The sequence below is a fragment of the Nocardia sp. NPDC058518 genome, assembly GCF_042719655.1.
Taxonomy (GTDB): domain Bacteria; phylum Actinomycetota; class Actinomycetes; order Mycobacteriales; family Mycobacteriaceae; genus Nocardia.
In genome coordinates, this window is record NZ_JBHXNJ010000013.1 from 69,898 (window position 1) to 93,479 (window position 23,582).

25 protein-coding genes are annotated in these 23,582 nt (G+C 68.2%); 10 read left to right on the forward strand and 15 right to left on the reverse strand.

The window, feature by feature from the left end; translation table 11 throughout:
- Window positions 1–104: 104 nt before the first annotated feature.
- The 4 genes from prcA to dop all read right to left on the reverse strand — a co-directional run bounded on the left by prcA (window position 105) and on the right by dop (window position 3,524).
- The gene (gene prcA / locus ACFWPX_RS21955) at window positions 105–872 is read right to left on the reverse strand and encodes a proteasome subunit alpha (protein WP_378919668.1); all 768 of its coding nucleotides are present in this window, start codon (window positions 870–872) and stop codon (window positions 105–107) included.
- The gene (gene prcB / locus ACFWPX_RS21960) at window positions 869–1,645 is read right to left on the reverse strand and encodes a proteasome subunit beta (RefSeq protein ID WP_378919666.1); all 777 of its coding nucleotides are present in this window, start codon (window positions 1,643–1,645) and stop codon (window positions 869–871) included. The genes prcA and prcB overlap by 4 nt, the downstream gene beginning before the upstream one ends.
- Before the next feature lie 65 nt (window positions 1,646–1,710).
- Complete coding sequence (locus ACFWPX_RS21965) at window positions 1,711–1,905, reverse strand: ubiquitin-like protein Pup (RefSeq protein ID WP_019047503.1); 195 nt, start codon at window positions 1,903–1,905, stop codon at window positions 1,711–1,713.
- Between the two features lie 119 nt (window positions 1,906–2,024).
- Window positions 2,025–3,524, reverse strand: a complete 1,500-nt coding sequence (gene dop / locus ACFWPX_RS21970) for a depupylase/deamidase Dop (protein ID WP_378919664.1) — start codon at window positions 3,522–3,524, stop codon at window positions 2,025–2,027.
- Between the two features lie 216 nt (window positions 3,525–3,740).
- Between dop and ACFWPX_RS21975 the strand changes: the two genes are divergently transcribed.
- Window positions 3,741–4,922 carry a DUF418 domain-containing protein gene (locus ACFWPX_RS21975; protein WP_378928899.1) on the forward strand — a complete coding sequence of 394 codons (1,182 nt, stop codon included), beginning with the start codon at window positions 3,741–3,743 and terminating at the stop codon, window positions 4,920–4,922.
- Between the two features lies 1 nt (window position 4,923).
- On the opposite strand, the gene ACFWPX_RS21980 is transcribed toward ACFWPX_RS21975, so the two are convergent.
- Window positions 4,924–5,649 carry a TetR/AcrR family transcriptional regulator gene (locus ACFWPX_RS21980; protein WP_378928900.1) on the reverse strand — a complete coding sequence of 242 codons (726 nt, stop codon included), beginning with the start codon at window positions 5,647–5,649 and terminating at the stop codon, window positions 4,924–4,926.
- 111 nt (window positions 5,650–5,760) lie between these two features.
- On the opposite strand from ACFWPX_RS21980, the gene ACFWPX_RS21985 reads away from it, so the two are divergent.
- From ACFWPX_RS21985 to ACFWPX_RS22005, 5 genes are all read left to right on the forward strand, one after another.
- On the forward strand, window positions 5,761–6,654 hold the full coding sequence (locus tag ACFWPX_RS21985) for a diiron oxygenase (protein WP_378928901.1): 894 nt from the start codon (window positions 5,761–5,763) through the stop codon (window positions 6,652–6,654).
- Window positions 6,651–7,592 (forward strand): DUF4873 domain-containing protein, encoded by a 942-nt coding sequence (locus ACFWPX_RS21990; RefSeq protein WP_378928902.1) that lies wholly within the window; start codon window positions 6,651–6,653, stop codon window positions 7,590–7,592. Before ACFWPX_RS21985 ends, ACFWPX_RS21990 begins: the two co-directional genes overlap by 4 nt.
- A 37-nt stretch (window positions 7,593–7,629) precedes the next feature.
- Window positions 7,630–7,929 carry a DUF6412 domain-containing protein gene (locus tag ACFWPX_RS21995; RefSeq protein WP_378919655.1) on the forward strand — a complete coding sequence of 100 codons (300 nt, stop codon included), beginning with the start codon at window positions 7,630–7,632 and terminating at the stop codon, window positions 7,927–7,929.
- Window positions 7,930–8,023: 94 nt separating this feature from the next.
- Window positions 8,024–8,908, forward strand: coding sequence for a membrane protein insertase YidC (gene yidC, locus ACFWPX_RS22000; RefSeq protein WP_378919653.1), 885 nt, complete (start codon window positions 8,024–8,026; stop codon window positions 8,906–8,908).
- 36 nt (window positions 8,909–8,944) lie between these two features.
- Window positions 8,945–9,496, forward strand: a complete 552-nt coding sequence (locus ACFWPX_RS22005) for an NUDIX domain-containing protein (protein WP_378919651.1) — start codon at window positions 8,945–8,947, stop codon at window positions 9,494–9,496.
- 4 nt (window positions 9,497–9,500) lie between these two features.
- On the opposite strand, the gene ACFWPX_RS22010 is transcribed toward ACFWPX_RS22005, so the two are convergent.
- On the reverse strand, window positions 9,501–9,869 hold the full coding sequence (locus tag ACFWPX_RS22010) for an arsenate reductase family protein (RefSeq protein ID WP_378919649.1): 369 nt from the start codon (window positions 9,867–9,869) through the stop codon (window positions 9,501–9,503).
- 57 nt (window positions 9,870–9,926) lie between these two features.
- On the opposite strand from ACFWPX_RS22010, the gene ACFWPX_RS22015 reads away from it, so the two are divergent.
- Entirely contained in the window at window positions 9,927–10,430 is a 504-nt protein-coding gene (locus tag ACFWPX_RS22015) for a nitroreductase/quinone reductase family protein (protein WP_378928903.1), read from the forward strand.
- A 53-nt stretch (window positions 10,431–10,483) separates the two neighbouring features.
- Here the strand turns inward: ACFWPX_RS22015 and ACFWPX_RS22020 are convergent, their stop codons facing one another.
- From ACFWPX_RS22020 to ACFWPX_RS22050, 7 genes are all read right to left on the reverse strand, one after another.
- Window positions 10,484–11,626, reverse strand: coding sequence for an ABC transporter substrate-binding protein (locus ACFWPX_RS22020; RefSeq protein ID WP_378928904.1), 1,143 nt, complete (start codon window positions 11,624–11,626; stop codon window positions 10,484–10,486).
- Between the two features lie 13 nt (window positions 11,627–11,639).
- Window positions 11,640–12,404, reverse strand: coding sequence for an ABC transporter permease (locus ACFWPX_RS22025; protein ID WP_378928905.1), 765 nt, complete (start codon window positions 12,402–12,404; stop codon window positions 11,640–11,642).
- Window positions 12,401–13,204, reverse strand: a complete 804-nt coding sequence (locus tag ACFWPX_RS22030) for an ABC transporter ATP-binding protein (protein ID WP_378928906.1) — start codon at window positions 13,202–13,204, stop codon at window positions 12,401–12,403. Before ACFWPX_RS22030 ends, ACFWPX_RS22025 begins: the two co-directional genes overlap by 4 nt.
- 50 nt (window positions 13,205–13,254) lie before the next feature.
- Window positions 13,255–14,196, reverse strand: coding sequence for an ABC transporter permease (locus ACFWPX_RS22035; RefSeq protein ID WP_378928907.1), 942 nt, complete (start codon window positions 14,194–14,196; stop codon window positions 13,255–13,257).
- Between the two features lie 103 nt (window positions 14,197–14,299).
- Window positions 14,300–15,343: a TIGR03842 family LLM class F420-dependent oxidoreductase gene (locus ACFWPX_RS22040; protein WP_378928908.1), complete on the reverse strand. Its 1,044-nt coding sequence runs from the start codon at window positions 15,341–15,343 to the stop codon at window positions 14,300–14,302.
- Window positions 15,344–15,370: 27 nt separating this feature from the next.
- Entirely contained in the window at window positions 15,371–16,789 is a 1,419-nt protein-coding gene (gene hydA / locus ACFWPX_RS22045; protein WP_378928909.1) for a dihydropyrimidinase, read from the reverse strand.
- Complete coding sequence (locus ACFWPX_RS22050; protein WP_378919634.1) at window positions 16,789–17,628, reverse strand: nitrilase-related carbon-nitrogen hydrolase; 840 nt, start codon at window positions 17,626–17,628, stop codon at window positions 16,789–16,791. Before ACFWPX_RS22050 ends, hydA begins: the two co-directional genes overlap by 1 nt.
- 122 nt (window positions 17,629–17,750) lie before the next feature.
- On the opposite strand from ACFWPX_RS22050, the gene ACFWPX_RS22055 reads away from it, so the two are divergent.
- On the forward strand, window positions 17,751–19,145 hold the full coding sequence (locus ACFWPX_RS22055) for an aminotransferase class I/II-fold pyridoxal phosphate-dependent enzyme (protein WP_378928910.1): 1,395 nt from the start codon (window positions 17,751–17,753) through the stop codon (window positions 19,143–19,145).
- 134 nt (window positions 19,146–19,279) lie between these two features.
- Here ACFWPX_RS22055 and ACFWPX_RS22060 read toward each other — a convergent pair whose 3' ends face one another.
- Window positions 19,280–20,782: an ArnT family glycosyltransferase gene (locus ACFWPX_RS22060; RefSeq protein WP_378928911.1), complete on the reverse strand. Its 1,503-nt coding sequence runs from the start codon at window positions 20,780–20,782 to the stop codon at window positions 19,280–19,282.
- Window positions 20,779–21,417: a TetR/AcrR family transcriptional regulator gene (locus tag ACFWPX_RS22065; protein WP_378928912.1), complete on the reverse strand. Its 639-nt coding sequence runs from the start codon at window positions 21,415–21,417 to the stop codon at window positions 20,779–20,781. Before ACFWPX_RS22065 ends, ACFWPX_RS22060 begins: the two co-directional genes overlap by 4 nt.
- 101 nt (window positions 21,418–21,518) lie before the next feature.
- Here ACFWPX_RS22065 and ACFWPX_RS22070 point away from each other — a divergent pair, with 101 nt between their 5' ends.
- Both ACFWPX_RS22070 and ACFWPX_RS22075 read left to right on the forward strand, forming a co-directional pair.
- Window positions 21,519–22,640, forward strand: a complete 1,122-nt coding sequence (locus ACFWPX_RS22070) for a methyltransferase (protein ID WP_378928913.1) — start codon at window positions 21,519–21,521, stop codon at window positions 22,638–22,640.
- Window positions 22,641–22,806: 166 nt separating this feature from the next.
- Window positions 22,807–23,487 carry a peptidylprolyl isomerase gene (locus ACFWPX_RS22075; RefSeq protein WP_378919624.1) on the forward strand — a complete coding sequence of 227 codons (681 nt, stop codon included), beginning with the start codon at window positions 22,807–22,809 and terminating at the stop codon, window positions 23,485–23,487.
- Window positions 23,488–23,582: the final 95 nt, after the last annotated feature.

Consider the following 23,582-nt stretch of genomic DNA (forward strand, 5'->3'; position numbering starts at 1 on the left):
CGTGTTCACAACGATTCGGACAGCGAACGACCCCCGCGCACACGACGAGATCGGGCCTGCGAACCGCAGTGATTCGCAGGCCCGATCATGATCGTGACGGTGGGTTATTTCCCCGCGTCGTCCTCGGGCTCGGGCAGCTTCGCCTCTTTGACCGGTTTGGGCTTGGACGCGGCGAGCGCCGACTCCAGGGCGGCGCCCTGCAGCCTGCGGAACGCCCGGCGCGGACGCTGCTGCTCGAGCGTGGCCACCTCGAGCGAGGCCTCACCGAGCGAGCGCTTGTCCTTGTCGGCCTCGGGCTGACCGGCCAGCAGTGCGCCGATCGCCACCTTCAACGCGTCGTCCAGCGACAGACCCGGCTTGTAGGCGGCCTTGAGCTGGGTCAGGATCGGCTCGGTGGTGCCGCCCATGACGACGTACTCGCGTTCGTCGACGATGGACCCGTCGAAGGTGATCCGGTACAGCACCGAGGTCGGCGCCTGTTCCGGATAGCCGACTTCGGCGACACACAGCTCCACCTCGTAGGGCTTGAGCTGATCGGTGAAGATCGAACCAAGGCTCTGCGCGTACAGGTTGGCCAGCCCACGCCCGGTGACATCGCGCCGGTCGTACTGGTAACCCTTGAGGTCGGCCTGCAGGATGCCGCCCCGGCGCAGGGCCTCGAACTCGTTGTACTTACCGACCGCGGCGAACCCGATACGGTCGTAGAGCTCGCTGACCTTGTGCAACGTCGCCGAGGGGTTCTCGGCGACGAACAGCACGCCGTCGGCGTAGACCAGCACCACCACGCTGCGACCGCGACCGATGCCCTTGCGGGCGAGCTCGGTCTTGTCGCGCATGATCTGCTCGGCCGAGGCGTAATACGGCAGCGTCATAGGACGGCGCCCCCTTCTTCCGCGGCTTCCCGGTCGGCGATCACACCGCGGGCGATCTCGGCGAGGAGGTCCTCGCCGATCTCGGCCGCACCATCGGCGTCGATCACCACCGCTGTCGGGTAGATCCCGCGCAGCATGTCGGGACCACCGGTGGCGGTGTCGTCGTCGGCGGCGTCGAACAGCGATTCCACCGCGATCCGCAGAGCCCGGTCCTGATCGATGCCGCGCTGGTAGAGCTTCTTCAGCGACGACTTCGCGAACATCGAACCGGAGCCGACGGCGGTGTAGCCGAATCGCTCCTCGCTGCGCCCGCCGACCACGTCGTAGGACACGATGCGGCCGGATCGGTCGAGGTCGAGGATCTGGTCGTCGAAACCGACCAGCAGCGGGATCGCGGCCAATCCCTGCATGGCGGCAGGCAGATTGTCGCGAACCATCTTCGACAGCTTGTTGGCTTTACCGTCGAAGGTGAGCGGTACGCCTTCGATCTTCTCGTAATACTCCAGCTCCACCGCGAACAGCCGAACCATTTCGATCGCGATGCCCGCGGTGCCCGCGATGCCGGCCGCCGAGAAGGTGTCGGTGATGTACACCTTCTCGGTGTCGCGGCTGGCGAGCAGGTTGCCCATGGTGGCCCTGCGGTCGCCCGCGATCAGCACGCCGCCACGGTAGGTGACCGCGACGATGGTGGTGCCGTGTGGCGCCAAGTCCTTCGTCGCGGTCAGATCCGAGGCCGGGAACTTGTTGGCGGGCAACAGGTCCGGTGCGTGCATGCGGAGATGTTCGGTGAACGAGGAGAGAGCCCGCCCCGCGTGGAGGCGCAAGGGGTCACCTGAGGTCACTGGCCGCCCTTCTGCACATATGCCCGCACGAAGTCCTCGGCGTTCTCTTCGAGCACGTCATCGATCTCATCGAGCAAGTCGTCGGTTTCCTCCGCGAGCTTCTCGCGGCGTTCCTGCCCTGCCGCGTCGACGCCCTCGGGGCCCTCGTCCTCGTCGCCACCCCCGGCGCGCTTGGTCTGCTCTTGTGCCATGGCAGCCGACCTCCTCTTCCTCATCACGATGATCGTGTATGTCCTACAACCCTACCGAGCCGATCCGACAAGGTGGTCGATAGCGATCGGATTGTCGCGCGGTCGTGCCGCTGATCGCGTCAGTGGGTAAGCTGATCGACCAGCTCCGCGGCCGTGCGCGAGGCGTCCAGCAGCTTGCCGACGTGCGCTTTCGTGCCACGGCGCGGTTCCAGCGTGGGAATCCGCACCAGCGAATCACCACCGAGATCGAAGATCACCGAATCCCAACTGGCGGCGGCGATATCGGCGCCGAAACGGCGCAGGCACTCACCGCGGAAGTAGGCGCGGGTGTCGGTGGGCGGATTGGTCATCGCGTCGAGCACCTGCTGTTCGCTGACGAGCCGCTTCATCGACCCGCGCGCGACCAGACGGTTGTAGAGCCCCTTGTCCAGGCGCACATCGGAGTACTGCAGGTCCATCAGGTGCAGCTTCGGGGCGGCCCAGCCGAGGCCTTCACGGGTGCGCATGCCCTCGAGCAGACGCAGTTTGGCAGGCCAGTCGAGCAGGTGCGCGGCTTCCATCGGGTCGCGCTCGAGCAGGTCGAGGACCATCGCCCAGTTGTCGAGGATGTCGAGCACCCGCGGGTCGTCGTTGCCTTCGCGGTGGACGAACTTGGCCGCCCGCTCGTGGTAGAGCCGTTGCAGCGCAAGGCCGGTCAGCTCGCGGCCGTCGACAAGGGCGACGGTGGCGCGCAGCGTCGGGTCGTGGCTGATCTGGTGCACGGCGGTGACCGGACGGGCCAGCTGGAACTCCGAGAGGTCCTCGCCGCCCTCGATCATGTCGAGCACCAGCGCGGTGGTGCCGACCTTGAGGTAGGTCGACATCTCGGCGAGATTGGCGTCGCCGATGATCACGTGTAGTCGCCGGTACTTGTCGGCGTCGGCGTGCGGCTCGTCGCGGGTGTTGATGATGCCGCGCTTGAGCGTGGTCTCCAGGCCGACCTCGACCTCGATGTAGTCGGCACGCTGAGACAGCTGGAAACCGGCGTGGTCACCGGACTGGCCGATGCCGACCCGGCCCGCACCGCAGATCACCTGGCGGGAGACGAAGAACGGCGTCAGGCCCGCGATGATGTGGCTGAACGGGGTGTCGCGGCTCATCAGGTAGTTCTCGTGGGTGCCGTAGGAAGCGCCCTTGCCGTCGACGTTGTTCTTGTACAGCTGCAGCCGGGGCGCCCCTGGCACGCTCGAGGCATGCCGAGCGGCCGCCTCCATCACCCGCTCGCCCGCTTTGTCCCAGATGACCGCGTCGAGCGGATCGACGACCTCGGGGGCGGAGTACTCCGGGTGAGCGTGGTCGACGTAGAGCCGGGCGCCGTTGGTGAGGATCATGTTCGCCGCGCCGACCTCGTCGGCGTCGATGACCGGCGCGGGCCCGCTCATCCGGCTCAGGTCGAATCCACGCGCGTCACGCAGCGGGGATTCCACCTCGTAGTCCCACCGGGTCCGCTTGGCTCGCGGCACTCCCGCGGCGGCGGCGTAGGCGAGAACGGCCTGCGTGGAGGTGAGAATCGGGTTGGCCGTCGGCTCCGTGGGGGTCGAGATGCCGTATTCGACCTCGATTCCGATGATGCGCTGCATGCTGACGAGCCTAATGGGTGCCGCCGCGCAGCGGTCCTAAGTCGCTCGCGCACGGCCGGAGCGAATGCGGAGGTACGCCTAGGCGACGCGCCGGACCCACACCCGCATCTCGGCCCAGCGGGCTGCTGGAGGCCAGGAACGTCCCCCAAGAGGGGGACCAGGAGATCGTCCTCGTGAGCGATCCGCTGGGCGGGTTCTCGCGCCGATACTCGGTGCATGACCGACGCCGTCGCCCCCGCCACCGAAGCGCCCGCCACGCCCCGGCCCGCTCGCATGATCGCGCTGGATGCGCTGCGCGGCATCGCGATCCTGGGCACCCTCGGTACCAATATCTGGATCTTCACCAACTCCGCCAGCATGGTCGGCTACCTCGACGAACTCGGCGCGACCCCCGAGAACGCCTGGATGTGGTCCGAAAGGGTGCTCCAGCAGCTCGCGCAGGGCAAATTCCTCGGCCTGCTGACGGTGATGTTCGGGATCGGGCTGGCCATCCAGCAGGGTTCGGCGCAGCGGGGAGGCCGACCGTGGCCCGGCAAATACCCCTACCGCGCGGGGCTGCTGCTCCTGGACGGCTTACTGAACTTTCTGCTCGTCGCGGAGTTCGACGTGCTGATGGGTTACGCGCTGACCGGCCTCGTCGTCGCGTACGTACTCGCGACAAGCGAACGAGCACAACGCCGTTGGCTGATCGTCGCCGCTTCGGTCCACGTGACGATGTTGACGTTGATCGCCGCCGCCTGGGCCTTCGCACCACAAGAGGAGAGCGTCGGCTCGGCACCGCTGGACCCGAATCCCTACGCGGACGGTTCCTTCTGGGATCTGGTGCTGTTCCGGATCGACAACGCGCTGATCTTCCGGCTGGAGACGGTCTTCGTGTTCCCGATGTCGATCGCGCTGTTCCTGGTCGGCGCGCGACTGTTCCGCGCGGGCGTGTTCCGGCCCAAGGGCGCACGAATTCGCCGGTGGCTCATGGTGATCGGGTTCGCGGTGGCCGCGCCGCTGGATCTGGCGGTCGGCATCGCGGGCGGCGGCGACCTCGTCTTCTTCACGCGGTACGGAACGGCACCGTTCGTCGCCCTCGGAATCTTGGCGGCGGTCGCCGAGTTCTACCTGCGCAGGCCGCACCTCGGGTTCGCGGGCGAACGACTGAGCGAGGTCGGCCGCACCGCCCTCAGCTGCTACATCCTGCAGAACCTGATCGCCGGAATGCTGTGCTACGGCTGGGGTTTCGGCCTGGCGGCGCGGGTATCGGATTCGGCCAGGGTGCCGTTCACCGTGGCGATCTACCTGCTCGTCGCCGTCGCGATCATCACCTTCGCCCACCTGTGGTTACGCAGGTTCGAGCGCGGACCGGTGGAGTGGCTGTGGAATCGAACCTATCGCGCACTGGCAGGCTGAGTCAGCGCAGCCGCTCGGCGGGCGGCGGTGCCGCGTCCGGCGCGATGAGCAGGTCGGAGACCAGCGAATCCCGCTGCAGCGGAACGCCGAGACTGCGGGCGTTGCCCTCGAACAGCGACAGCACCGACTCGGTCAGAATGCCCTGCACCTGCTCGGTGGTGAGCACCGGCTCCGGATCCGCGCGCCAATTCGCCACCACACCGTCGACGAGACCGACCATGCCGAACGCCATCGGCCGCCCGCGCGCCGGGTCGATACCGAACCGGGCCAGGGTGGCCGCGAAGATATCGGCGAGCTGGCCACCCACCGCGCGCCCGGCGCCGCTGAGACTCGGCGCGCCCTGTGGTGCCGCGTCGCCGAGGAAGCGGTGCAGGTTCGGGTGGCGTTCGATCCAGCCGAGGTAGGTGGCGACGGCGCCGCGTACGGCGTCTTTGAGCGTGCCGTCGGACTGCAGAGCGGGCAGCAGTTCCGCGAGCAGCAGTTCCAGGATCCGCTGCCGCGACAGCGCGTCGAGTTCGGCCCTGCCGCCGACATGGCGGTAGACCACCGGCCGCGGCAGTGCCAGGTGTTCGGCGATCAACTGCACCGAGATCTCGAGCCCGTGTTCCTCGATCACCTCGATGGCGGCATCGATCATCTCCGCACGACGGCGCTCTTTATGGCCGTGCCAACGGGTAGCGCGACCGTCGGATGCGGTCTGGTCGGCGTGCGCGGATGGTGCAGTCACAGTGCTAAGGATACCCGTGCCGATATTGACTGTTACACAGCGTTCCATTAACCTTGGTGATACACGCTGTAACACCTAGCGTGGCATGTTCCGCCCGAGAGTGAGCCCGCGATGCCCAACGCAACCGCCTCCCCGCGCGATTCCTTCGCCCAGCGCCTACTGATCGGCTCGGTGCGAAAATCTTATGACCCGGTGGTCGACATCGACTGGGCAGAACCCCTCGACCCGGCGAAGCTGTTCCTGCCCCCGCGCGTCATCTCGCTCTACGGCACCGACCTGTGGAACGCGATGACACCCGACCAGCAGCGGGAGCTCTCACGCCAGGAACTGGCCAATGTGCTCTCGGTCGGCATCTGGTTCGAGAACCTGCTCAACCGGCTGCTGCTTCGCGAGCTGCTCCACGGCGACCCCACGTCCGCGACCTCGCACTACACGCTCACCGAGATGGCCGACGAGTGCAGGCACATGATGATGTTCGGCAAGCTCATCGAGCGCGTCGAAGCCCGCCCGTACTGGCCACGTCGGACGGCGCGGCTCGCGATCACGGCATTGCCCGCCGTGCTGCGCGGCCCGATGGTGTGGGTGGCGGCGCTGGTCGGCGAGGAGATCTTCGACGCGCTACAGCGCCGGATGCTCGACGATCCGCAGTTGCAGCCGATCGTCGCGCGGACCATGCGCATCCACGTCACCGAGGAGGCGCGCCACATCGGCTTCGCCAGGGACGCGCTGGCGCGGCGGGTGCCCGCGATGTCGTCTGGTGAGCGCGCTTATATCCGCTTGTGCGTGGCGGTGGCGGGACCGCTGTTCATCGCGCTGACCACCAACCGGCATATGTACCTTCGCGCCGGACTCGACAGTCGACAGGCACACCGGGCCGCCATGCGTAATCCGATCGCGCGCGAGTCCAGGGCGGCCGGAGCCGCGGAACTGGTGGCGTTCCTCGACCAGTACGGACTGATCGGATCGGCCGGACGCCGGCGGTGGCGGGCAGTGGGTTTGCTGTGAGCGTCGCTGTCATCGGCACCGGATCCGGGGCGGTCGTGCGGGCGCTGCGAGCGGCCGGTGTTGTCGATGTGATTGTCTACGAACTGGTTTCAGGCGGTGATCCGCCCGATTCCGCGATCGGCGGACCGCGCCGGACGTCTTCGACGACACGGCGGAGGTGGCGACATCGCGAGGATCAGCCGGTTCCCCGGCGCCTGGTCGAGGTCAGTGAACTCGTTTTCGATGAGGACGAGGACCGGTGGCAGATCCACCTGGTCGGTATCGAGCCCGAGCAAGCGCGGGTTGTCATCCTGACTGCCGAACCTGCCGGCGTGCAGCTAGGAGTGACGGGCCGCGAGTCACGGACACTCGACGCGGCATGGTCGCCCACCCCGGTCACCTTTCGCGGCATCGCCACCCGCGGCTTCCCGAACCTGTTCTTCGCCTACGGGACCGAACCCGTTGTCCGGGCGGAGTTTTCCGCACCCCGGGTCGATCTCATCGCGACCTGGGTCCGCGCTCTCCAGCGGCAATCGGGTACCCGGATCGAAGTGCGGGCCAGCGCCCAGCACGAATATCACCGTCGGCTCGGCATGACACCGGGCACCGCTCGCCGCCCCGGTCGCCCGCGACCCCACCACTTCGACATCACGGTCGCCGCCGACCGGCAGCCCGACCACGACTACGCCGGACCCGCCGTCCTGGATCTACCCGGCGCCGAATACCCCGTCCTCGCCACCCTCACCGGCCACACCGACCCGATCGACGGCCGCTACCACTGGTACGGCCGCCTCGATCCCGCCGAGACCACCACCCTCCCCGAACCGACGCGAGCATCCGCCTTCCTGGTTCTGCCGGGCCGCGAACCCGCGGCGGCGCACCTCACCGAACGCGACCCCTGGGGCAACCTCCGCGTGACCGGCGTCGGCACCCCGCCCTTCGCGCCAGAGCCGCACTAGCGACGCCCGCACCCCCAGCCCCGGTATGCTCGGCGACATGCAGGCACGGGCGTGGGTGATGGCGTACGCGGTTCTCGCGTGCGTGCTGCCCGCCTTCGTGCTCATCTCCACGCCCGGCGGTGAGGCCACGCGCATGCTCGCGTTCGGTGCGGTCGCCGCCGCGATGGTGTGCGCGCTGGTCGCGATCACCAGCCGCAGTCAGCCACCGGTGCGCCTGGCGTGTGCGGGTCCACCGCGGTCGGCGCAGCGCCGATTGCGCGGTTCCTTTCTGCGACAGAGCAATCCGGATGCCGCCGGTCGTCCACGTCCACGAGCTCCGGGGATCGATCACCACTGACAGGTGCCGCGCCGTCGGCGCCGCCTGTCGGATTTCGTGATCCCACTCCCCCTTTCGTGCGTTCGCGCACGCTTCCAGGACAGGTCGTCCCGTCATGCTCGATTTCGTCTATTTTCCCGTGTCCGCGGTCCTGTGGTGCTGGCACCAGCTGTTCGCGATCCCACTCGGCCCCGCCAGCGGTCTCGCGTGGCTACTCGCCGTCGTCGCCTTGGTCGTCACCGTCCGCGCACTGCTCGTGCGCACCGCCCTCCGGCAAGCCCGGTCCCAGCAAGTCCTGCGTTCCCTGCAACCGCAGATGGACGCCATTCGCCGCACCCATCGCGACGATCCGCGCGCCCAGGCCGAGAAGATCCGGCTGCTCCATCGCGAGCACAACGTCAGCATGTTCGCCGGATTCGTCCCGCTGATCGCCCAGGGACTCGTCTTCCTCGGCCTGTTCCACGTGCTGCGCTCGTTCGACCGCACCGGCACCTACGCGGTCGGCCCGTTCACGTCGACGGACAGCCCACTGCCGGTCGAGGTCAACAGCGCCACCGCGAACTACCTGTTCGGCGCACCCGAGGTTCGCGCGTTCCTCGATGCCAGGTTGTTCGGCGCACCGCTCTCGGCGACCCTCAGCGGCGCGGGCGAGGTTTTCGTGGCGGTCGCCGTCCTCGCCGTCCCGCTGGTGCTGATCGCCGCCCTCGCCACGCACTTCACAGCCCGGCTCACCCCGCCGGTCGGCGACAACAGCACGGCCACGATCATGCGCAACCTGTCGCTGTGGGTTTTCCCGGCTGGTGCGCTCATCGGCGGTGCCATCCTGCCGGTCGTCGTGCTCACCTACTTCGCCACCAACGCCCTGTGGACCTGCGGCCAGCAGTATCTGATCCGGCGCGTACTCGCCGCCGAGGCGGCCACGGAAAAGGCGCTCATCACCGCGGCTGCCCGAGCCTCCGCGCCTCGGCCGGGGGTGAAGCCACAGCGCCGGAAACGGTGAACAGCGGACCGGGCACCCGGCGGTTACCCTCGGGCGGTGTCAGCGAATCCGGAGGCCGAACTGCTCGCCGTCTACGACGCCGAAGGGCAGGTGATCGGCGAGGCCGATCGAGGCACCGTCTATCGCGAGGGACTGTGGCACGCCAGCGCGGGTGTGCTGGTCCGGTCGGCCGACGGCGATCGGGTGTACGTCCATCGGCGCACCGACAGCAAACTCGTCTTCGCGGGCATGCACGACTGCCTCGCGGGCGGCGTGGTCGACGCGGGCGAGCACCCGTCCGACACCGCGATCCGCGAACTCCGCGAGGAACTCGGCATCGTCGTCCCCTCTGGCACGGTACTTCCGTTGCGCGCCACCGCGTCCTGGGACGGCGACTGGGCGGGCCGCGCGCTGCGCTGCCACCTGTTCGGCTACGAGTACCGCTGCGACGGTCCGATCGTCCACCAGCCGTCCGAGATCGCGGACGGCTGGTGGTGGACCGATGCCGAACTGCGCGCGCACCTGCGTGATCCGGCGTGGCCCTTCGTTCCCGACACACGGGTGGTCCTGGACGGCCTGCTCACCGGAGGAGACGGCTCGCGACGCTGACTCATCAGTCGAGGCTACGCAGTGTTTCCTCGTCGCGGGCCACCACCGCGCCACCGTCGGCGGTGAGCACGATCGGCCGCTGGATCAGCTTCGGATGCTGGGCCAGCGCGGTCAGCCACTGCTCCCGATCCGCCTCGGTGCGACCCCATCCCGCCATCCCGAGGTCCTTGGCGATCTGCTCGCCGGTGCGGGTGATGTCCCACGGCTCGGCGCCGAGCCGCGTCAGCACCGCCCGCAGTTCCTCGACCGTCGGCGGATCGTCGAGGTAGCGGCGCACGGTGTACTCCACGCCGGTCGCGTCGAGGTGCGCGGTGGCATTGCGGCTCTTCGTGCAGCGCGGGTTGTGCCAGATCTCGGTCTGCCCAGATGTCATATCGGCAGCGTAGTCAGGCGCCATGCGGGCACCTCCACACGTGGCGATACTGGAACTATGAGCGACACCGCATCCCCCGAGAATCCCTACGGCACACCGACCACCACCGGGCCGGAACCGATCCGCTCCTATCAGGCCAAGGTCAATACCCTCATCCGCGGCCTGCTGAAGGTGCCGTTCCTGTCTGGCATCGTCGGCAAGCATCTGGCCACCCTGCACGTGGTCGGCCGCAAATCCGGCGCGGTCTATGACGTCCCGGTGGCCTACACCGTGCACGACGGCGCCTTGCTGATCGGCACCGCGCTGCGCCCCTGGGTGAAGAATCTGCAGGGCGGCGCGCAAGTGCGTGTGTCGCGTGGCGGCGCGCCCGAAACCTTCACCGCCACGGTGTACACCGGCGAGCAGGACGTCATCGAACTGTTCGCGGTGATCGCGCGCGACAACAAGCAGAACGCGAAATTCAACGGCATCGGTTACCTCGCCGACGGCGAACCGTCCAAGGCCGACATCTACCAGACCTGGCAGCAGGGCGGCGTCGTCGTCGGGCTGACTCCGCGCTGAGCACACGGCGACGGCCCATCGGAATCCCGATGGACCGTCGTGTGCGGGAGCTGTTACTTACCGCCCTCGGTCGGGGTGACCTGCGCGGGCTGGTAGCTCGCGCCCGTGACATCCACGCCCGCGGCTTTCAACTGGTCGAGCGCCTTGGTGACGTACTCGGTGGTGTAGGCGTCGGAGTCGGGGTCTTTGGTGAGAACCGTTGCGCCCTCGGCGTTCTTGGTGTTCCTGGCGATCGACACCGTGCGATCCCACGCGGTCTTGTCGATGGTGCCGATGCCGGCGGGTGAGGGCCAGATCAGCTTGTTCACCTCGTTGATCTGCCACTGCTGGTGTCCCGCGCCGAGGGTGGCCCCTGCGGCGACGGTGATGTCGCGGCACTTGTCGAGGTTGTCACGACAGAAGGCCCAGCCCTTGAGCGAGGCGGTCAGGAACTTGACCGTCTGATCCTGATACTTGCTGTCCTTCAGCTTCTCGGTGTTGGCCCACAGGGCGTCCTGCAGCATGGCCACACCTTCGTCGTTCCAGTCGATGGTGTTGAAATCGTCTGCGGTGTAGAGCTTTCCGGTCGCCGGGTTCTTGGTTTCGAGCAGCTGGGCGTACTCGTTGTAGGACATGGCCTGAGCGGCGGCGATGTCCTTGGCGAGGAAGGCGTTCATGTCGAACTGCTGCTGGACCAGTTTCACGTCCTTGGCCGGGTCGATACCGGCCTTCGTCATCCCGGCGAAGAGCTCGAATTCGTTGCCGTAGCCCCAGTTTCCGACAGTCTTGCCGCGCAGCGCGGCGGGCCCGGCGATATTGTCGGCCTTGAACGACACCTGCTTGGTGCCCGATTTCTGGAAGATCTGCGCGATCTCGGTGATCCCGGCGCCTGCCTCGCGCGAGGCGAGGGCCTTGGGCACCCACGCGACCGCGTAGTCGGCCTGCCCCTGGGCGAGCACCGTCTGCGGGACAATGTCGGTGCCGCCGTCGAGGATCTCGACCGACAGGCCCTGTTCCTTGTAGAACCCCTGGTCCACGGCGGCCAGGTAGCCCGCGAACTGCCCCTGCTTGAACCATTGCAGCTGCAAGGTCACCTTGGTGAGGCCGTCGGCGGTGGTCTCGGAGCCACTGTCGGTGGTGCTACAGCCGGTCAGCGCGGCGGCGGCCACGGCGGCCAGCGCCACCGCGGTGCGCAGCCGGAGTGCGGTCTTGCTCATGGATGGATCTCCCTCATCGGATCGTGGACAGCAGCGGGGTTCGGGGTCGGCGGGTGAGTTGTTCGAGCAGCAACACGGCGGCCAGGAACACGAGGCCCACGCACATCGCGCCGACGACATAGGCCCAGGCCCGCGGATAGGCGGTATTGGCCGCGGCGGACGTGATCCGGCTACCGAGCCCGTTCTGCAGGCCGCCGAAGTATTCGGCGATGATGGCCGCGATGACCGCGCCGGGCGCGGCGATCCGCAAACCGGTGAACAGGTGCGGCAGCGCCGCCGGCAGGCGCACCGTGCGGGTGATCTGCCACCCGGACGCGGCGTAGGAGCTCATCAGGTCGGCCTGCACCTTGGGCACCTGTCGCAGCCCGCGCGCGGTGCTGACGAAGACCGGGAAGAACACGACGATGGTGACGACGAGCCGTCGCGGCGTCTCGGTGGTCGTGGAATACATCGAGTTCAGCAGCGGTGCCAGCGCCACGATCGGCACCGCGGCGGCTGCCGCGGCCAACGGTGTGAGCAACCCGTCGATCAGGGCGAACCGCACCGCGAGAACGGCGGCGACCAAGCCGAGCACCGTCCCGGCCACGAACCCGATCAGCGCGTTCGTGCCGGTGGCGAGGGAGGCGTCGAGGATCCGGCCCGCGTTCTCGACGAACTGGGTGGCGATCGCGCTGGGCGCAGGCAGCAGGAACGCGGGCACGCCCCCCACCACGGTGAGCACCTGCCACAGCGCGAGGACGACGACACCGACCAGTAGCGGTGGCAGCCAGGTCTTCATCGCAGATCCCGTCCGGCCACGGCCGCGTCGTCGTGCTCGCCGCGCAGTGCCGCGCGGACCGCGGCGACGGCGGCGAAGAACTCGGTGGAGGCGCGAACGTCGGCGCCCGCCTCGCGATCCCAGCCTCCGGTCGGCACGATGTCGCTGATCCGGCCCGGCCGCGCGGACAGCACCACCACCCGGTCCGACAGGTAGACCGCCTCGGGAATCGAGTGGGTGACGAACACGACGGCGGCGCCGGTCTCCCCCGCGATGCGCAGCAACTCGCCCTGCATGCGTTCTCTGGTCATCTCGTCGAGCGCACCGAACGGTTCGTCCATCAGCAGCAGCGACGGCTTGCGGGCCAGCGCACGGGCAATGGCGACGCGTTGCTGCATGCCGCCGGACAGCTCCGCCGGATATCGGTCGGCGAACTCGCTGAGCCCCGCCATGGCGAGCAGTTCGGCACTGCGTGCCTTGCGCTGCGCCTTGGGTACCTTGTGCAACTCGAGTGGTAGTTCGACATTGGCTGCGACAGTGCGCCATTCGAGCAGACCTGCCTGCTGGAACGCGATGCCGTAGTCCTGGTCGATCCTGGCCTGACGCGCGGGCTTGCCGTGCACGCACACAGTGCCGGTGCTCGGGGTCTCGAGGTCGGCGATGATCCGCAGCAGGGTGGACTTGCCACAGCCCGAAGGTCCGATGAGCGAGACGAATTCGCCCGCCGCGACAGTGAGCGAGACATCCGACAGCGCTGTCACCGCACCGGCGGCGAAGGTCTTGCCGAGCTGGCTCAGCTCGACCGCGGCGGAGGTGGTCATGGGTACTTCTTCCTGAAACGTTGTCGTGGAGAGTGTTTCGGCGACGCTCATCAGCCCTCGCTCGACGCGCCGGTGCCCGGCGGGTGGCTGTAGCGGCGCAGTACCAGCTCCACCAGCCCGACCAGCGCGGTGAGGACCACGCCGAGCAGCGCGGCGGCCAGGACGGCGGCGTACAGCCGGGCCGAATCTCCGGTGGCCTGCTGGGAGAACACAATGATCTGCCGTCCGATCCCGCCCGCCGTGCCGGTGGAGATCTCGGCGACGACCGCACCGATCACCGCGGCCGCGGCAGCCAGTCGCAACGCGGGAACGAGTGCGGGGACGGCGGCGGGAAACCGCAAGCGCGTCAGCGTCGCCCACCAACCGGCCGAGCAGCTACGCATCAATTCGACCGAGGCCGCCGACGGTGTCTGCAGGCCGCGCAGCATCCCGATCGCGATGGGGAAGAAGGCGAGGTAGGCCGCGATCACGACGATGCTCATCCACGGCCGCCACGGCTCACCGCCGATGGACAGTTTGCCGCCCCATGCCGCCACCAGTGGTGCGAGCGCGATCAGCGGAACCGTCTGCGAGAGCACCACATACGGCAGCAGTCCGCGTTCGAGCCAGCCGAAGCGCTGCATCGCGACCGCCAGCGCCACGCCGACCACCGCCCCGAGCAACAGCGCCAGCAACGACAGCCCCAGCGTGAACATCCCTGTGCGCAACAGTGTTTCACCGACGGTGCCTTTGCCGTCCGCCTCACCGAGGACGGTGAACACTGCCCAGACGTGTGGGAGCGCGCCGTCGCTGGTCCGGGGAAGGACTCGGGTGCCCGCGATGCTCACGCCGTCGGCGGGTACCAGCACCTTCACCAGCTCCCAGATCACCGCCACGAGGACGAACGCGCTCACCGCGTAGACCGCGCGCAGCAACCGGGTCCGACCAGGCGTGGAGGCTCGGATCTTCTGCGGGACAGCAGCTGTCGCCGGATCGATGGTTGCCGTAGTCACCGACGCACTCCCACCCTGCGGTCCACTCGCCGTTGCCCGGCGAGCGTCGCGGCAATACTGTGCGCGCCGGTCTTCGACGCCCATGTCAGCGCGAGATCGGTGATCATGACAGACCGGCCGCTTGTATCGCGGTGACCTGCTTGTTCAGCCGCGGCAGAATCTGCTCGCCATAGGCCTCGAGCGTGGCGGTCTTGGCGTCGTGCTGCAGATACACCGCGAATTGGCCGACGCCGAGCTTCTCGAGCTCCCACAACCGGGCTAGCTGCTGGTCGGGGGTCCCGATCAGGCAGAACCGGTCCACGATCTCGTCGGGCACGAAATCGGCATGCGTATTGCCCGCGCGCCCGTGCAGGTTGTAGTCGTAGCCCTGCCTGCCCGCGATGTAGTCGGTCAGCGCCGCCGGAACATCGCCGCCCGCACCGTATTTCGCGACGATGTCGGCGACGTGGTTACCGACCATGCCGCCGAACCAGCGACACTGGTCGCGGGCGTGTTCGAGTCCGGCCTCCGATCCATCGGTGACATAGGCGGGCGCGGCGACACAGATCTTCACCGAGAGCGGATCACGACCTGCCGCCTCGGCCGCGGCACGCACCTTGGAGATGGTCCAGGCGGTGATGTCGGGGTCGGCGAGTTGCAGGATGAACCCGTCGGCGACCTGACCGGTGAGCTCGAGCGCCTTGGGCCCGTATCCGGCCACCCACACCTCGAGCCGCGAATCGGCGGCCCATGGGAACCGCACCTCGATGTCGCCGACGCGGGCGCCGCGGCCGTTGCCGAGTTCCCTGATCACCTCGACCGATTCGCGCAGCGTGGCCAATGTCGTCGGCTTGCCGCCGAGGGTGCGGACCGCCGAGTCGCCGCGCCCGATGCCGCAGATCGTGCGGTTGCCGAACATCTCGTTGAGCGTGGCGAAGGTGGACGCGGTCACTGTCCGGTCCCGGGTCGCCGGGTTGGTGACCATGGGGCCGACGATCACCTTGCGGGTGGCGGCCAGGATCTGGCTGTAGATCACGTAGGGCTCCTGCCAGAGCAGGTGCGAGTCGAAGGTCCACACATGCGAGAACCCGTGGGTCTCGGCCACTCTGGCCAGTTCGATCACCCGCGACGAGGGTGGTGTGCACTGCAGGACGACTCCGATGTCCATCGGCACTCTCCGTTTCGACAGTTGGTTCTACAGAAGGTTCTGTGACAGACCGCGCCGGATGAATCGGCCGTGCCCGGCGCGCCCGTGGTAGGCGCCGTCGTCGACGATCACCCGGCCGCGGGACAGGACCGTGTCGACATGTCCGTCGATCTCGAAGCCCTCCCACGCGGAGTGGTCCATGTTCATGTGGTGGGTCTTGCCGAGGCCGATGCTGGTGTGCCCGTCGGGGTCGTAGATCACGACATCGGCATCAGCACCCGGACTGATCACGCCCTTGCGCGGATACATGCCGAACATCCTGGCCGGGTTGGTGCAGCAGACCTCCACCCACCGTTCGAGGGAGATCCGCCCGTCCTTGACACCCTGGAACAGCAGGTCCATCCGGTGCTCGACACCGCCGATCCCGTTCGGGATCTTGCTGAAATCGCCCACGCCGAGCTCTTTCTGGTCCTTCATGCAGAACGGGCAGTGGTCGGTGCTCACCGCGGTGACGTCACCGGTGCGGATGAAGCGCCACAGCTCGTCCTGATGACCCTCGGCGCGCGAGCGCAGCGGCGTCGAGCAGACCCACTTGGCACCCTCGAAACCCGGTGCGCCCAACTGTTCTTCGAGCGAGAGGTACAGATACTGCGGACAGGTTTCGGCGAACACGTTGTGCCCGTTGTCGCGCGCCGTCACGATCTGTTCCATCGCCTGTTTGGCCGATACGTGCACCACGTACAGCGGAGCACCGGTCAACTGCGCCAACATGATCGCGCGGTGGGTGGCCTCGGCTTCCATCTGCCACGGGCGGCTGGTGCCGTGGAAGTAGGGCGAGGTGTCACCGCGTGCGAGGGCCTGTTCGACGAGGACGTCGATGGCGATGCCGTTCTCCGCGTGCATCATCATCAGTGCGCCGAGATCGCCCGCGGACTGCATGGCGCGCAGGATCTGGCCGTCGTCGGAGTAGAAGACGCCGGGATAGGCCATGAACAGCTTGAAGCTGGTGACACCCTCGCTGACGAGTTCGCTCATGCCCTTGAGAGATTCGTCGTTGACATCGCCGATGATCTGGTGGAACCCGTAGTCGATCGCGCACAGCCCGGCGGCCTTGGCGTGCCATTCGGCGAGGGTGTCCTGCACCCGCTGGCCCGGTTTCTGCACGGCGAAGTCGACGATCGTGGTGGTGCCGCCCCAGGCCGCGGCCCGTGTTCCGGTTTCGAAGGTGTCGCTGGCCTCGGTGCCGCCGAACGGCAGCTGCATGTGGGTGTGCCCGTCGACGCCGCCGGGGATGACGTATTTGCCGGTCGCGTCGATCACCGTGTCGGCATCGGCGGCGAGATCCGCACCGAGCGCGGTCGAACCCGGTTGCAGGACAGCGACAATCGTCTCGTTCTCGATCAGGACGTCGAGGAGCTGGGACCCGGTGGCGCTCACCACCGTCCCGCCGTGGATGAAGGTGCGCATCAGGGGTTCACCAACGGTCCGTAGGCATCCGGGCGACGGTCGCGATAGAAGGCCCATCGCTCGCGCACGATTTTGATCAGATCCATATCAAGATCACGAACAACCAATTCCGGCGAGGTATCGGAGGCGACCTCGCCGACGAACTTCCCCTCGGGGTCGACGAAATAGCTCGTACCGTAGAAGTCGTCGTCGCCGTATTCGCTCTCGATACCGACCCGGTTGATCGCGCCGACGTAATACTCGTTGGCCACCGCCGAGGCGGGTTGCTCGAGTTTCCACAGATAACTGGAAAGCCCCCTCGACGTCGCCGACGGATTGAACACGATTTCCGCGCCCGCGAGGCCGAGGGCCCGCCAGCCCTCCGGGAAATGGCGGTCGTAACAGATATAGATGCCGACCTTGCCGACCGCGGTGTCGAATACCGGCCAGCCGAGGTTGCCCGGCCGGAAGTAGAACTTCTCCCAGAATCCGGTCACCTGCGGGATGTGGTGTTTGCGGTATTTACCGAGGTAGGAACCGTCGGCGTCGATCACCGCCGCCGTGTTGTAGAGCAGCCCGTCCATCTCGCGCTCGTAGACCGGTAGCACGATCACCAGGTTCAGCTCGGCGGCCAGTGCGGCGAATCGCTCGGTCGTCGGGCCCGGCACCGATTCGGCGTATTCGTAGAACTTGGCGTCCTGTAGCTGGCAGAAATACGGGCCGTAGAACAACTCCTGGAAGCAGATCACCTGCGCACCCTGCGCCGCTGCCTCCCTGGCGTAGTCCTCGTGAACCTTGATCATTGATTCTTTGTCACCGGTCCAGGTGGTCTGGACGAGCGCCGCTCTGACGATTCCCATGCTTTGTTATACTGCACCTACATCTGATTCCGTTGTGTTACAAGAGTGCGGAAACAGTTTCGGTGCCGTAAACCTTGGCGGCGCCCCCGATCGGCCGCGCACGACCGGCGCAGAATGGGCACATGACCGAAGCCTCGCCGACCGCACTGCCCGCGGATTTCGCCGGGGATCTCGACGAACGAACCGCCGCGGGGATCGCCGCCGCCATCGGCCGCCGCATCCGCTCGGGAGCACTCGCGCCGGGCACCCGGCTGCCCACCGTGCGCGAGGTGGCCCGTGAACTCCGGGTCTCCCCCGCCACCGTCAGCCAGGCGTGGCGGGCGCTGGCCGCGACCGGCGCGATCACCGCGCGGGGACGGGCGGGCACCTTCGTCGGGGCGAAGCAGGAGGCGCCGATCGGCAGGTATCAGCGCCTGCACTCGCACTCCGACAACGCTTTTCGCGTCGACCTGTCCCGTGGCACCCCCGATCCGGCGCTCCTGCCCGACCTCGCTGCCGCATTGCACGCGCTCTCGCGCGATACCGCGCCGGGCGATCTGTCGGCCCACTATCTCGGCGAGGCGGTGCTGCCCGCGCTCGCCGAGACGCTGCGCGCGGACTGGCCGTGGCCGTGTGAACGGCTGACCGTCCTCGACGGCGCCCTCGACGCGGTGGACCGGCTGCTCGCCGCACACGTGCGCTTCGGTGATCCGGTGATCGTCGAGGACCCGTGCTTCCCACCGTTTCTCGATCTGCTCGCCCGCCTCGGCGCGCGCCCGGTCGCCGTCCGCCTAGACGAATCCGGTTTCCGGCCTGCGGAATTCGCGCGTGCCTTCGACGGACCGGCGCCGCGCGCGGTGATCTTGCAGCCGCGCGCCAACAACCCGACCGGTGCCTCCCTCGGCGCCGCCAGAGTCCGCGAACTGGCCGCTCTACTCGGCCCGCACCCGGCGCTGATCATCGAGGACGACCACTCCGCCGGCATCGCCACCACCCCGCTGCGCTCGCTCGCCGCGCGCTTCCCCGATCGCGGTGTCTACATCCGCTCCTACTCGAAGTCCCACGGTGCCGATCTGCGTCTGGCCGTCGCGGGTGGGCCCGCGGCACTGCTCGATCCGGTGGTCGAGCGGCGGATGCTCGGGCCCGGGTGGTCCAGCCGACTACTACAGCGCGTGCTGCTGACGATGCTCCACGACCCCGATGCCCGCGCCACCGTCGCGAGCGCGCGCATCGAATACCGCAGGCGCGCTACCGTGCTGCGCCGTGCGCTCGCCCGGCACGATGTCATCGTGGCCGCGGGCGACGGCATCAACCTCTGGCTTCCCGTCTCCGACGAGAACGCCGCCATGATCAGCCTCGCCGCCGCGGGCATCAAGGCCGCGCCGGGCGGCCCGTTCGAGGCGGGCGACAGGCCCGCCGGCGACCATCTGCGTCTCACGCTGGGCGCTATCGGCGACACCGACATCGCTTGGCTCGCCACCGAACTCGCTGCCGCTACCACCGCCACGCCCACCTACCGGCGCATCCGCCGCCCCTGACCTATCATCGCCGCGACTCCGACCCCTCGCGACTCCCACTCAGCCACCACCACGACCCAACCGCCGCCGCCATCCCGGCTCACGGTCGCCACGAACCTGACGTGCCACTGTGCGCGGTAATATCCTCGCGCGCACTACATCTCACGCATTTCGGTCCACATTCGCGACCACGGCCGCACCGGCTGGTCGCATCGCCAGATCGTCACATCGCGGGTGACGCCCGCGTAGCCGAGTCGGGCATCCGCCCGGCCGATCGGCGTCACCGATCCGAAGTGCGCGCGCAACTCCTCCAGCTCCCCACCGACATAGAGCACCGTGGTCGCCGAGTCCGGTGGCGTACCGAGGTAGCCGTACCCACGATTCGGGCTGTACACCGCCGGCCAGTCGTAGGGCTGCCGGTAGGATTCGAGAGCCCCTGCCTGCCAATAGCTTTCGGCGACGATCACCGCGTGCGCACGCTCGGTGGGCGTCAACGCCTGATACGCGAGGTCGGTCGACGCGGCCAGCTCGGGCCAACCGAACTTGCCGTGCAGCAACAGGTCGATGCCACCGGTACTCGGCGGGATCGAGGACTCCGGCTGCCAGGGCAGCGACCCCGCCGCGAGGACGACCGACAGCGCGATCACCGGAACCGCGGCGATCCGCTGCCAGGTGACCCTGGCCTCGAGCAGCCCCACCGCACCGGCGGCCATCGCGACCGGATAGACGCCGACGGCGTAGTACGGCCGCCCTCCGGTGGCCACGAACGCGACGACGACGAGCACGACCACCAGCCCGAGGAACCGATAGGGCCGCAACGATTCCGCGCGGAACAACCGGACGGTGCCGTAGACCAGCAGGATCGCGCCGAGGAGCCCGGCCGCGCCGAGGGCAAGCGGCACGAAGATCAGCCGCCCACCGATCGTCTCCTGCTCGGCGCTGACCACCGCTCCCATCTCGAGCTGCGGCCACCCGTTCGCCGCCTGCCACAGCACACTGGGCACCATCGAGACCGCGGTGATCGCGGCCCCGATCCACAGCGCGGGCCTGCGCAACAGCTCGCGCGGCCCGTACACCAGCACGCCGATCCCGAAACAGATCCAGAAGACCGGGATGAGCCATTTGACCTGCATGTCGATCGCGGTGACGATCCCCGCCCAGACCAGCAGCACATCGGCGCGGGTCCGCACCCAGCGCACGAGCAGCCAGGTGATCAGCACCCACAGCGGCCCGTCGATCGAATTGGTCGCGAGCTGGCCGCCCTGCACGAGCAGAAACGGTGACGTCGCGTAGGCGGCCGCGCTGATCAGCTGCGCGCCGCGCCCACCGCCGAACTCCCGCGCGATCGCCGCGGCGAGGACGATGCCCGCCACCGTGACCACCAGCGCCGGAAGTCGCAGTGCCACCAGCGAACCCGGCGCGATCACATCCATCAACCGCGCGATCAGCGGCACCAGTGGGCCCTGGTCGGCGTAGCTGAACGACAGGTGGCCGCCCGCCGCAAGGAAGTACAACTCGTCGCCGAAGAATCCGTACTGCCCGAGCACGGCGAACAAGGCGATCGCGGCCGGCAGCGCGATCGCACCGACACCGAGCGTGGCGAACGGTGGAATCTCCCGTGCCGCAACAGGTTCTGTGGATGCCGTAATCGTCGTCATCGTTTGTCGTCCTTCCTCGTCACCGCGTCGTACATCTGGATGAGATGCGTGCGGTAGTGGCGCATGTCGAAATCGGGTTGGCGCACCGCCCGGTTCGCGACGCCGTCGATCGAGTCCCGGATCAACCGCGCGAGCACGGTCGGGTCGAAATCGCCGAACTCGCCGGTGCGTTGCCCCTCGGCCAGCGCCGAGACCAGCGGCGCGATCATCTCCCGGTCCCCGTCGGGGGTGTCGAACCGCAGCGTGCCATCCGGTCCGCGCAGGTTGAGCACAATGTCGGAGACCGCGGCGACGTAGCTTCTGTTGTTGTCGATGAACTGCAGATTCGACGACAGGTAGGCGTGCAGGATCGCGCGGGCGCCGTCGGCGACCGCCGCCTCGACAAACGGCCCCATGAACTCGGCGCCGGAGACGAACAGCTGGATCACGACCTGCGACATCAGCTCGTCTTTGCCGTCGAAATGGTAGGAGATCACCCCCTTGGAGATCCCCGCGCGCTCGGCGATCCGGACCAGGGACGCGTTGGCGTAGCCGACCTCCGAGATCACCTCGGCGGCGGAGGCGATGATCTGGCGGCGCCGCGCCTCCTCGATGAACGACCGCTGTTGCCCCTCCGGATAATTTTCTGGCCGCATGGTCAGAATTTAGCACGCTCGGCCAGAATCCGTGCCTAGATGACGTCAGCCTGGGCCGATCCGGCAGAATGAGCGATCCCTCTCGGAAAGGCGGCAGTGCCGTGTCCACCATCGCCTGGACCGAAGACCACATTCAGCAGACCGCTGTCTGGCATTCGGAGAACGGCGCGCCCGCACCACGCACCGTCACCACCGCCGACGACCGGCTCTCGGCCGATCACGCGTATCGCCGCATCAGGGCGGGTGAGGCGCTGCTGTGGCAGGGCGACTACAACAACGGTCGCCAGCTGTTGCAGGCACTGGGCCGTCGCGCCGACCGCAAGCCCGTCAAGCAGCCATCCACCGGCGGTCTCGGCGCGCTCTATGAGCACGAGCGAGTCAGAAGGCGCACGCGCGCAAATATTCTCGGCAGTCTGCTGATCCAGCTCGACGCCGACTTCGACCTCGACCTGCGCCGGGCACCCGACGTCGCGGCCGCCTGCGAGGCGGCCTATGGTCCGGCGACCGCATCGCGCGTGGTCACCTTCACCGAACTGCTCGGCGTCCTGAGCGCCTACCGCTGGCAGCAACAGGGTGTCGAAGTACCGGCGCTCGGCGCCCGCGTCTACCCCGGGTACGGCGTATTCTCGCCCACCCGAAGCGAATACGTGGATCTCGTCGCCGACGCACCGCTCGATCCCGAGATCCGCACCGCTTTCGATCTCGGCACCGGTACCGGCGTACTGGCCGCTCTGCTCGCCAAGCGCGGGGTCCCGGAGATCGTCGCCACCGATATCAATCCACGTGCCCTGCGCTGCGCGAAGGACAACGCCGAACGCCTCGGCTTCGCGAAGGTGATCGCCGTGACCGGACCCGCCCTCTACCCGCCCGGCCGAGCCGATCTCGTGGTGTGCAACCCGCCATGGCTACCGGGTGTCCCCACCTCGGACCTGGAACGCGGTGTCTACGACCAGGATCAGTCGATGCTCACCGAGTTCGCCCGCGATCTGCGCGCGCACCTCACCCCTCACGGCGAGGGCTGGCTGGTGCTGTCCGACCTCGCCGAACTGCTCGGCCTGCGCCCGGCCGACTACATCCCGCGCCTGGTCGACGAGGCGGGCCTGTACGTGCTCGGCAAGCTCACCACCCGTCCGCGCCACCCGCGCGCCACCGATCGCGACGACCCCCTCGCCGCGGCCCGCACCGCCGAGACGACCACACTGTGGCGCCTGCGGGCGCGCTGACGAACTCGATTCGACCCCCTCGATCGGCCCGAAAGACCGTGATTCTGTGTCGATCACACGACGAGCGGACCGGATCCGGTGGTCTGTCCCCACGCGGGCCGGTGCGGCTGGCAGGATGCGCGGTACATCGTCCGGTAGCACCCGTTTTCGAGGAGATCCCGCCAAGGTGACCAGCATTTCGCAGGACCGACCGTTCATTCGCGCACTCTTCGGCGTCGGTATCGCCGCGGCCGCCCTCGTGGCGCTGGCCCCCGCCGCGCAGACCGTCCCTCGGCATCAGGCCGTGATCCCCGGCTGCACCCCGGCCGCGGCGGGTCAGCCCAACGGCAAGCAGTGGCCGGCCGAACCCGCGCTCACCATCGACACCGCCGCGAGCCACTCCGCCACCCTCGAAACCACCTGCGGCACGATCACGATCGCGCTCGACGCCGCCGCGGCCCCGCGCACGGTGAACTCGTTCGCCTTCCTCGCCGGCGAGGGCTACTTCGACCACACCCGCTGCCACCGGCTCACCACCCAGGGCATCTTCGTGCTCCAGTGCGGCGACCCCACCGCGACCGGCATGGGCGGCCCCGGCTACAAGTTCAGCGACGAGAATCTCGCGGGCGCGGTCTACCCGGCCGGCACCGTGGCGATGGCCAACGCAGGCCCCGGCACCAACGGTAGCCAGTTCTTCCTGGTCTACCGCGACACCCAACTGCCGCCGAACTACACGCCCTTCGGCACGATCACCGAGGGCCTGAACGCGCTCACCAATGTCGCAGGTGCAGGCGTGGCGGGCGGCGGCGCCGACGGCACGCCCGTGGCCGACGTGGTCTTCAACGCGGTGACCACCGCACAGGGCTGATCAACGGCCGAGGGGCCGGGGGGGGGCCCGAGGGGGGGGGGAGGGCCCCGCCCGGGGGTGGGGAGGGGTTCGGGGGGGGGCGTCGATGAGTACAG

Coding starts and splice junctions, on each gene's coding strand:
- prcA (WP_378919668.1), bottom strand. CDS start 872: ATGACGCTGCCGTATTACGCCTCGGCCGAGCAGATCATGCGCGACAAG.
- prcB (WP_378919666.1), bottom strand. CDS start 1,645: ATGCACGCACCGGACCTGTTGCCCGCCAACAAGTTCCCGGCCTCGGAT.
- ACFWPX_RS21965 (WP_019047503.1), bottom strand. CDS start 1,905: ATGGCACAAGAGCAGACCAAGCGCGCCGGGGGTGGCGACGAGGACGAG.
- dop (WP_378919664.1), bottom strand. CDS start 3,524: ATGCAGCGCATCATCGGAATCGAGGTCGAATACGGCATCTCGACCCCC.
- ACFWPX_RS21975 (WP_378928899.1), top strand. CDS start 3,741: ATGACCGACGCCGTCGCCCCCGCCACCGAAGCGCCCGCCACGCCCCGG.
- ACFWPX_RS21985 (WP_378928901.1), top strand. CDS start 5,761: ATGCCCAACGCAACCGCCTCCCCGCGCGATTCCTTCGCCCAGCGCCTA.
- ACFWPX_RS21995 (WP_378919655.1), top strand. CDS start 7,630: ATGCAGGCACGGGCGTGGGTGATGGCGTACGCGGTTCTCGCGTGCGTG.
- yidC (WP_378919653.1), top strand. CDS start 8,024: ATGCTCGATTTCGTCTATTTTCCCGTGTCCGCGGTCCTGTGGTGCTGG.
- ACFWPX_RS22010 (WP_378919649.1), bottom strand. CDS start 9,869: ATGACATCTGGGCAGACCGAGATCTGGCACAACCCGCGCTGCACGAAG.
- ACFWPX_RS22015 (WP_378928903.1), top strand. CDS start 9,927: ATGAGCGACACCGCATCCCCCGAGAATCCCTACGGCACACCGACCACC.
- ACFWPX_RS22020 (WP_378928904.1), bottom strand. CDS start 11,626: ATGAGCAAGACCGCACTCCGGCTGCGCACCGCGGTGGCGCTGGCCGCC.
- ACFWPX_RS22025 (WP_378928905.1), bottom strand. CDS start 12,404: ATGAAGACCTGGCTGCCACCGCTACTGGTCGGTGTCGTCGTCCTCGCG.
- ACFWPX_RS22030 (WP_378928906.1), bottom strand. CDS start 13,204: ATGACCACCTCCGCCGCGGTCGAGCTGAGCCAGCTCGGCAAGACCTTC.
- ACFWPX_RS22040 (WP_378928908.1), bottom strand. CDS start 15,343: ATGGACATCGGAGTCGTCCTGCAGTGCACACCACCCTCGTCGCGGGTG.
- hydA (WP_378928909.1), bottom strand. CDS start 16,789: ATGCGCACCTTCATCCACGGCGGGACGGTGGTGAGCGCCACCGGGTCC.
- ACFWPX_RS22050 (WP_378919634.1), bottom strand. CDS start 17,628: ATGGGAATCGTCAGAGCGGCGCTCGTCCAGACCACCTGGACCGGTGAC.
- ACFWPX_RS22055 (WP_378928910.1), top strand. CDS start 17,751: ATGACCGAAGCCTCGCCGACCGCACTGCCCGCGGATTTCGCCGGGGAT.
- ACFWPX_RS22060 (WP_378928911.1), bottom strand. CDS start 20,782: ATGACGACGATTACGGCATCCACAGAACCTGTTGCGGCACGGGAGATT.
- ACFWPX_RS22065 (WP_378928912.1), bottom strand. CDS start 21,417: ATGCGGCCAGAAAATTATCCGGAGGGGCAACAGCGGTCGTTCATCGAG.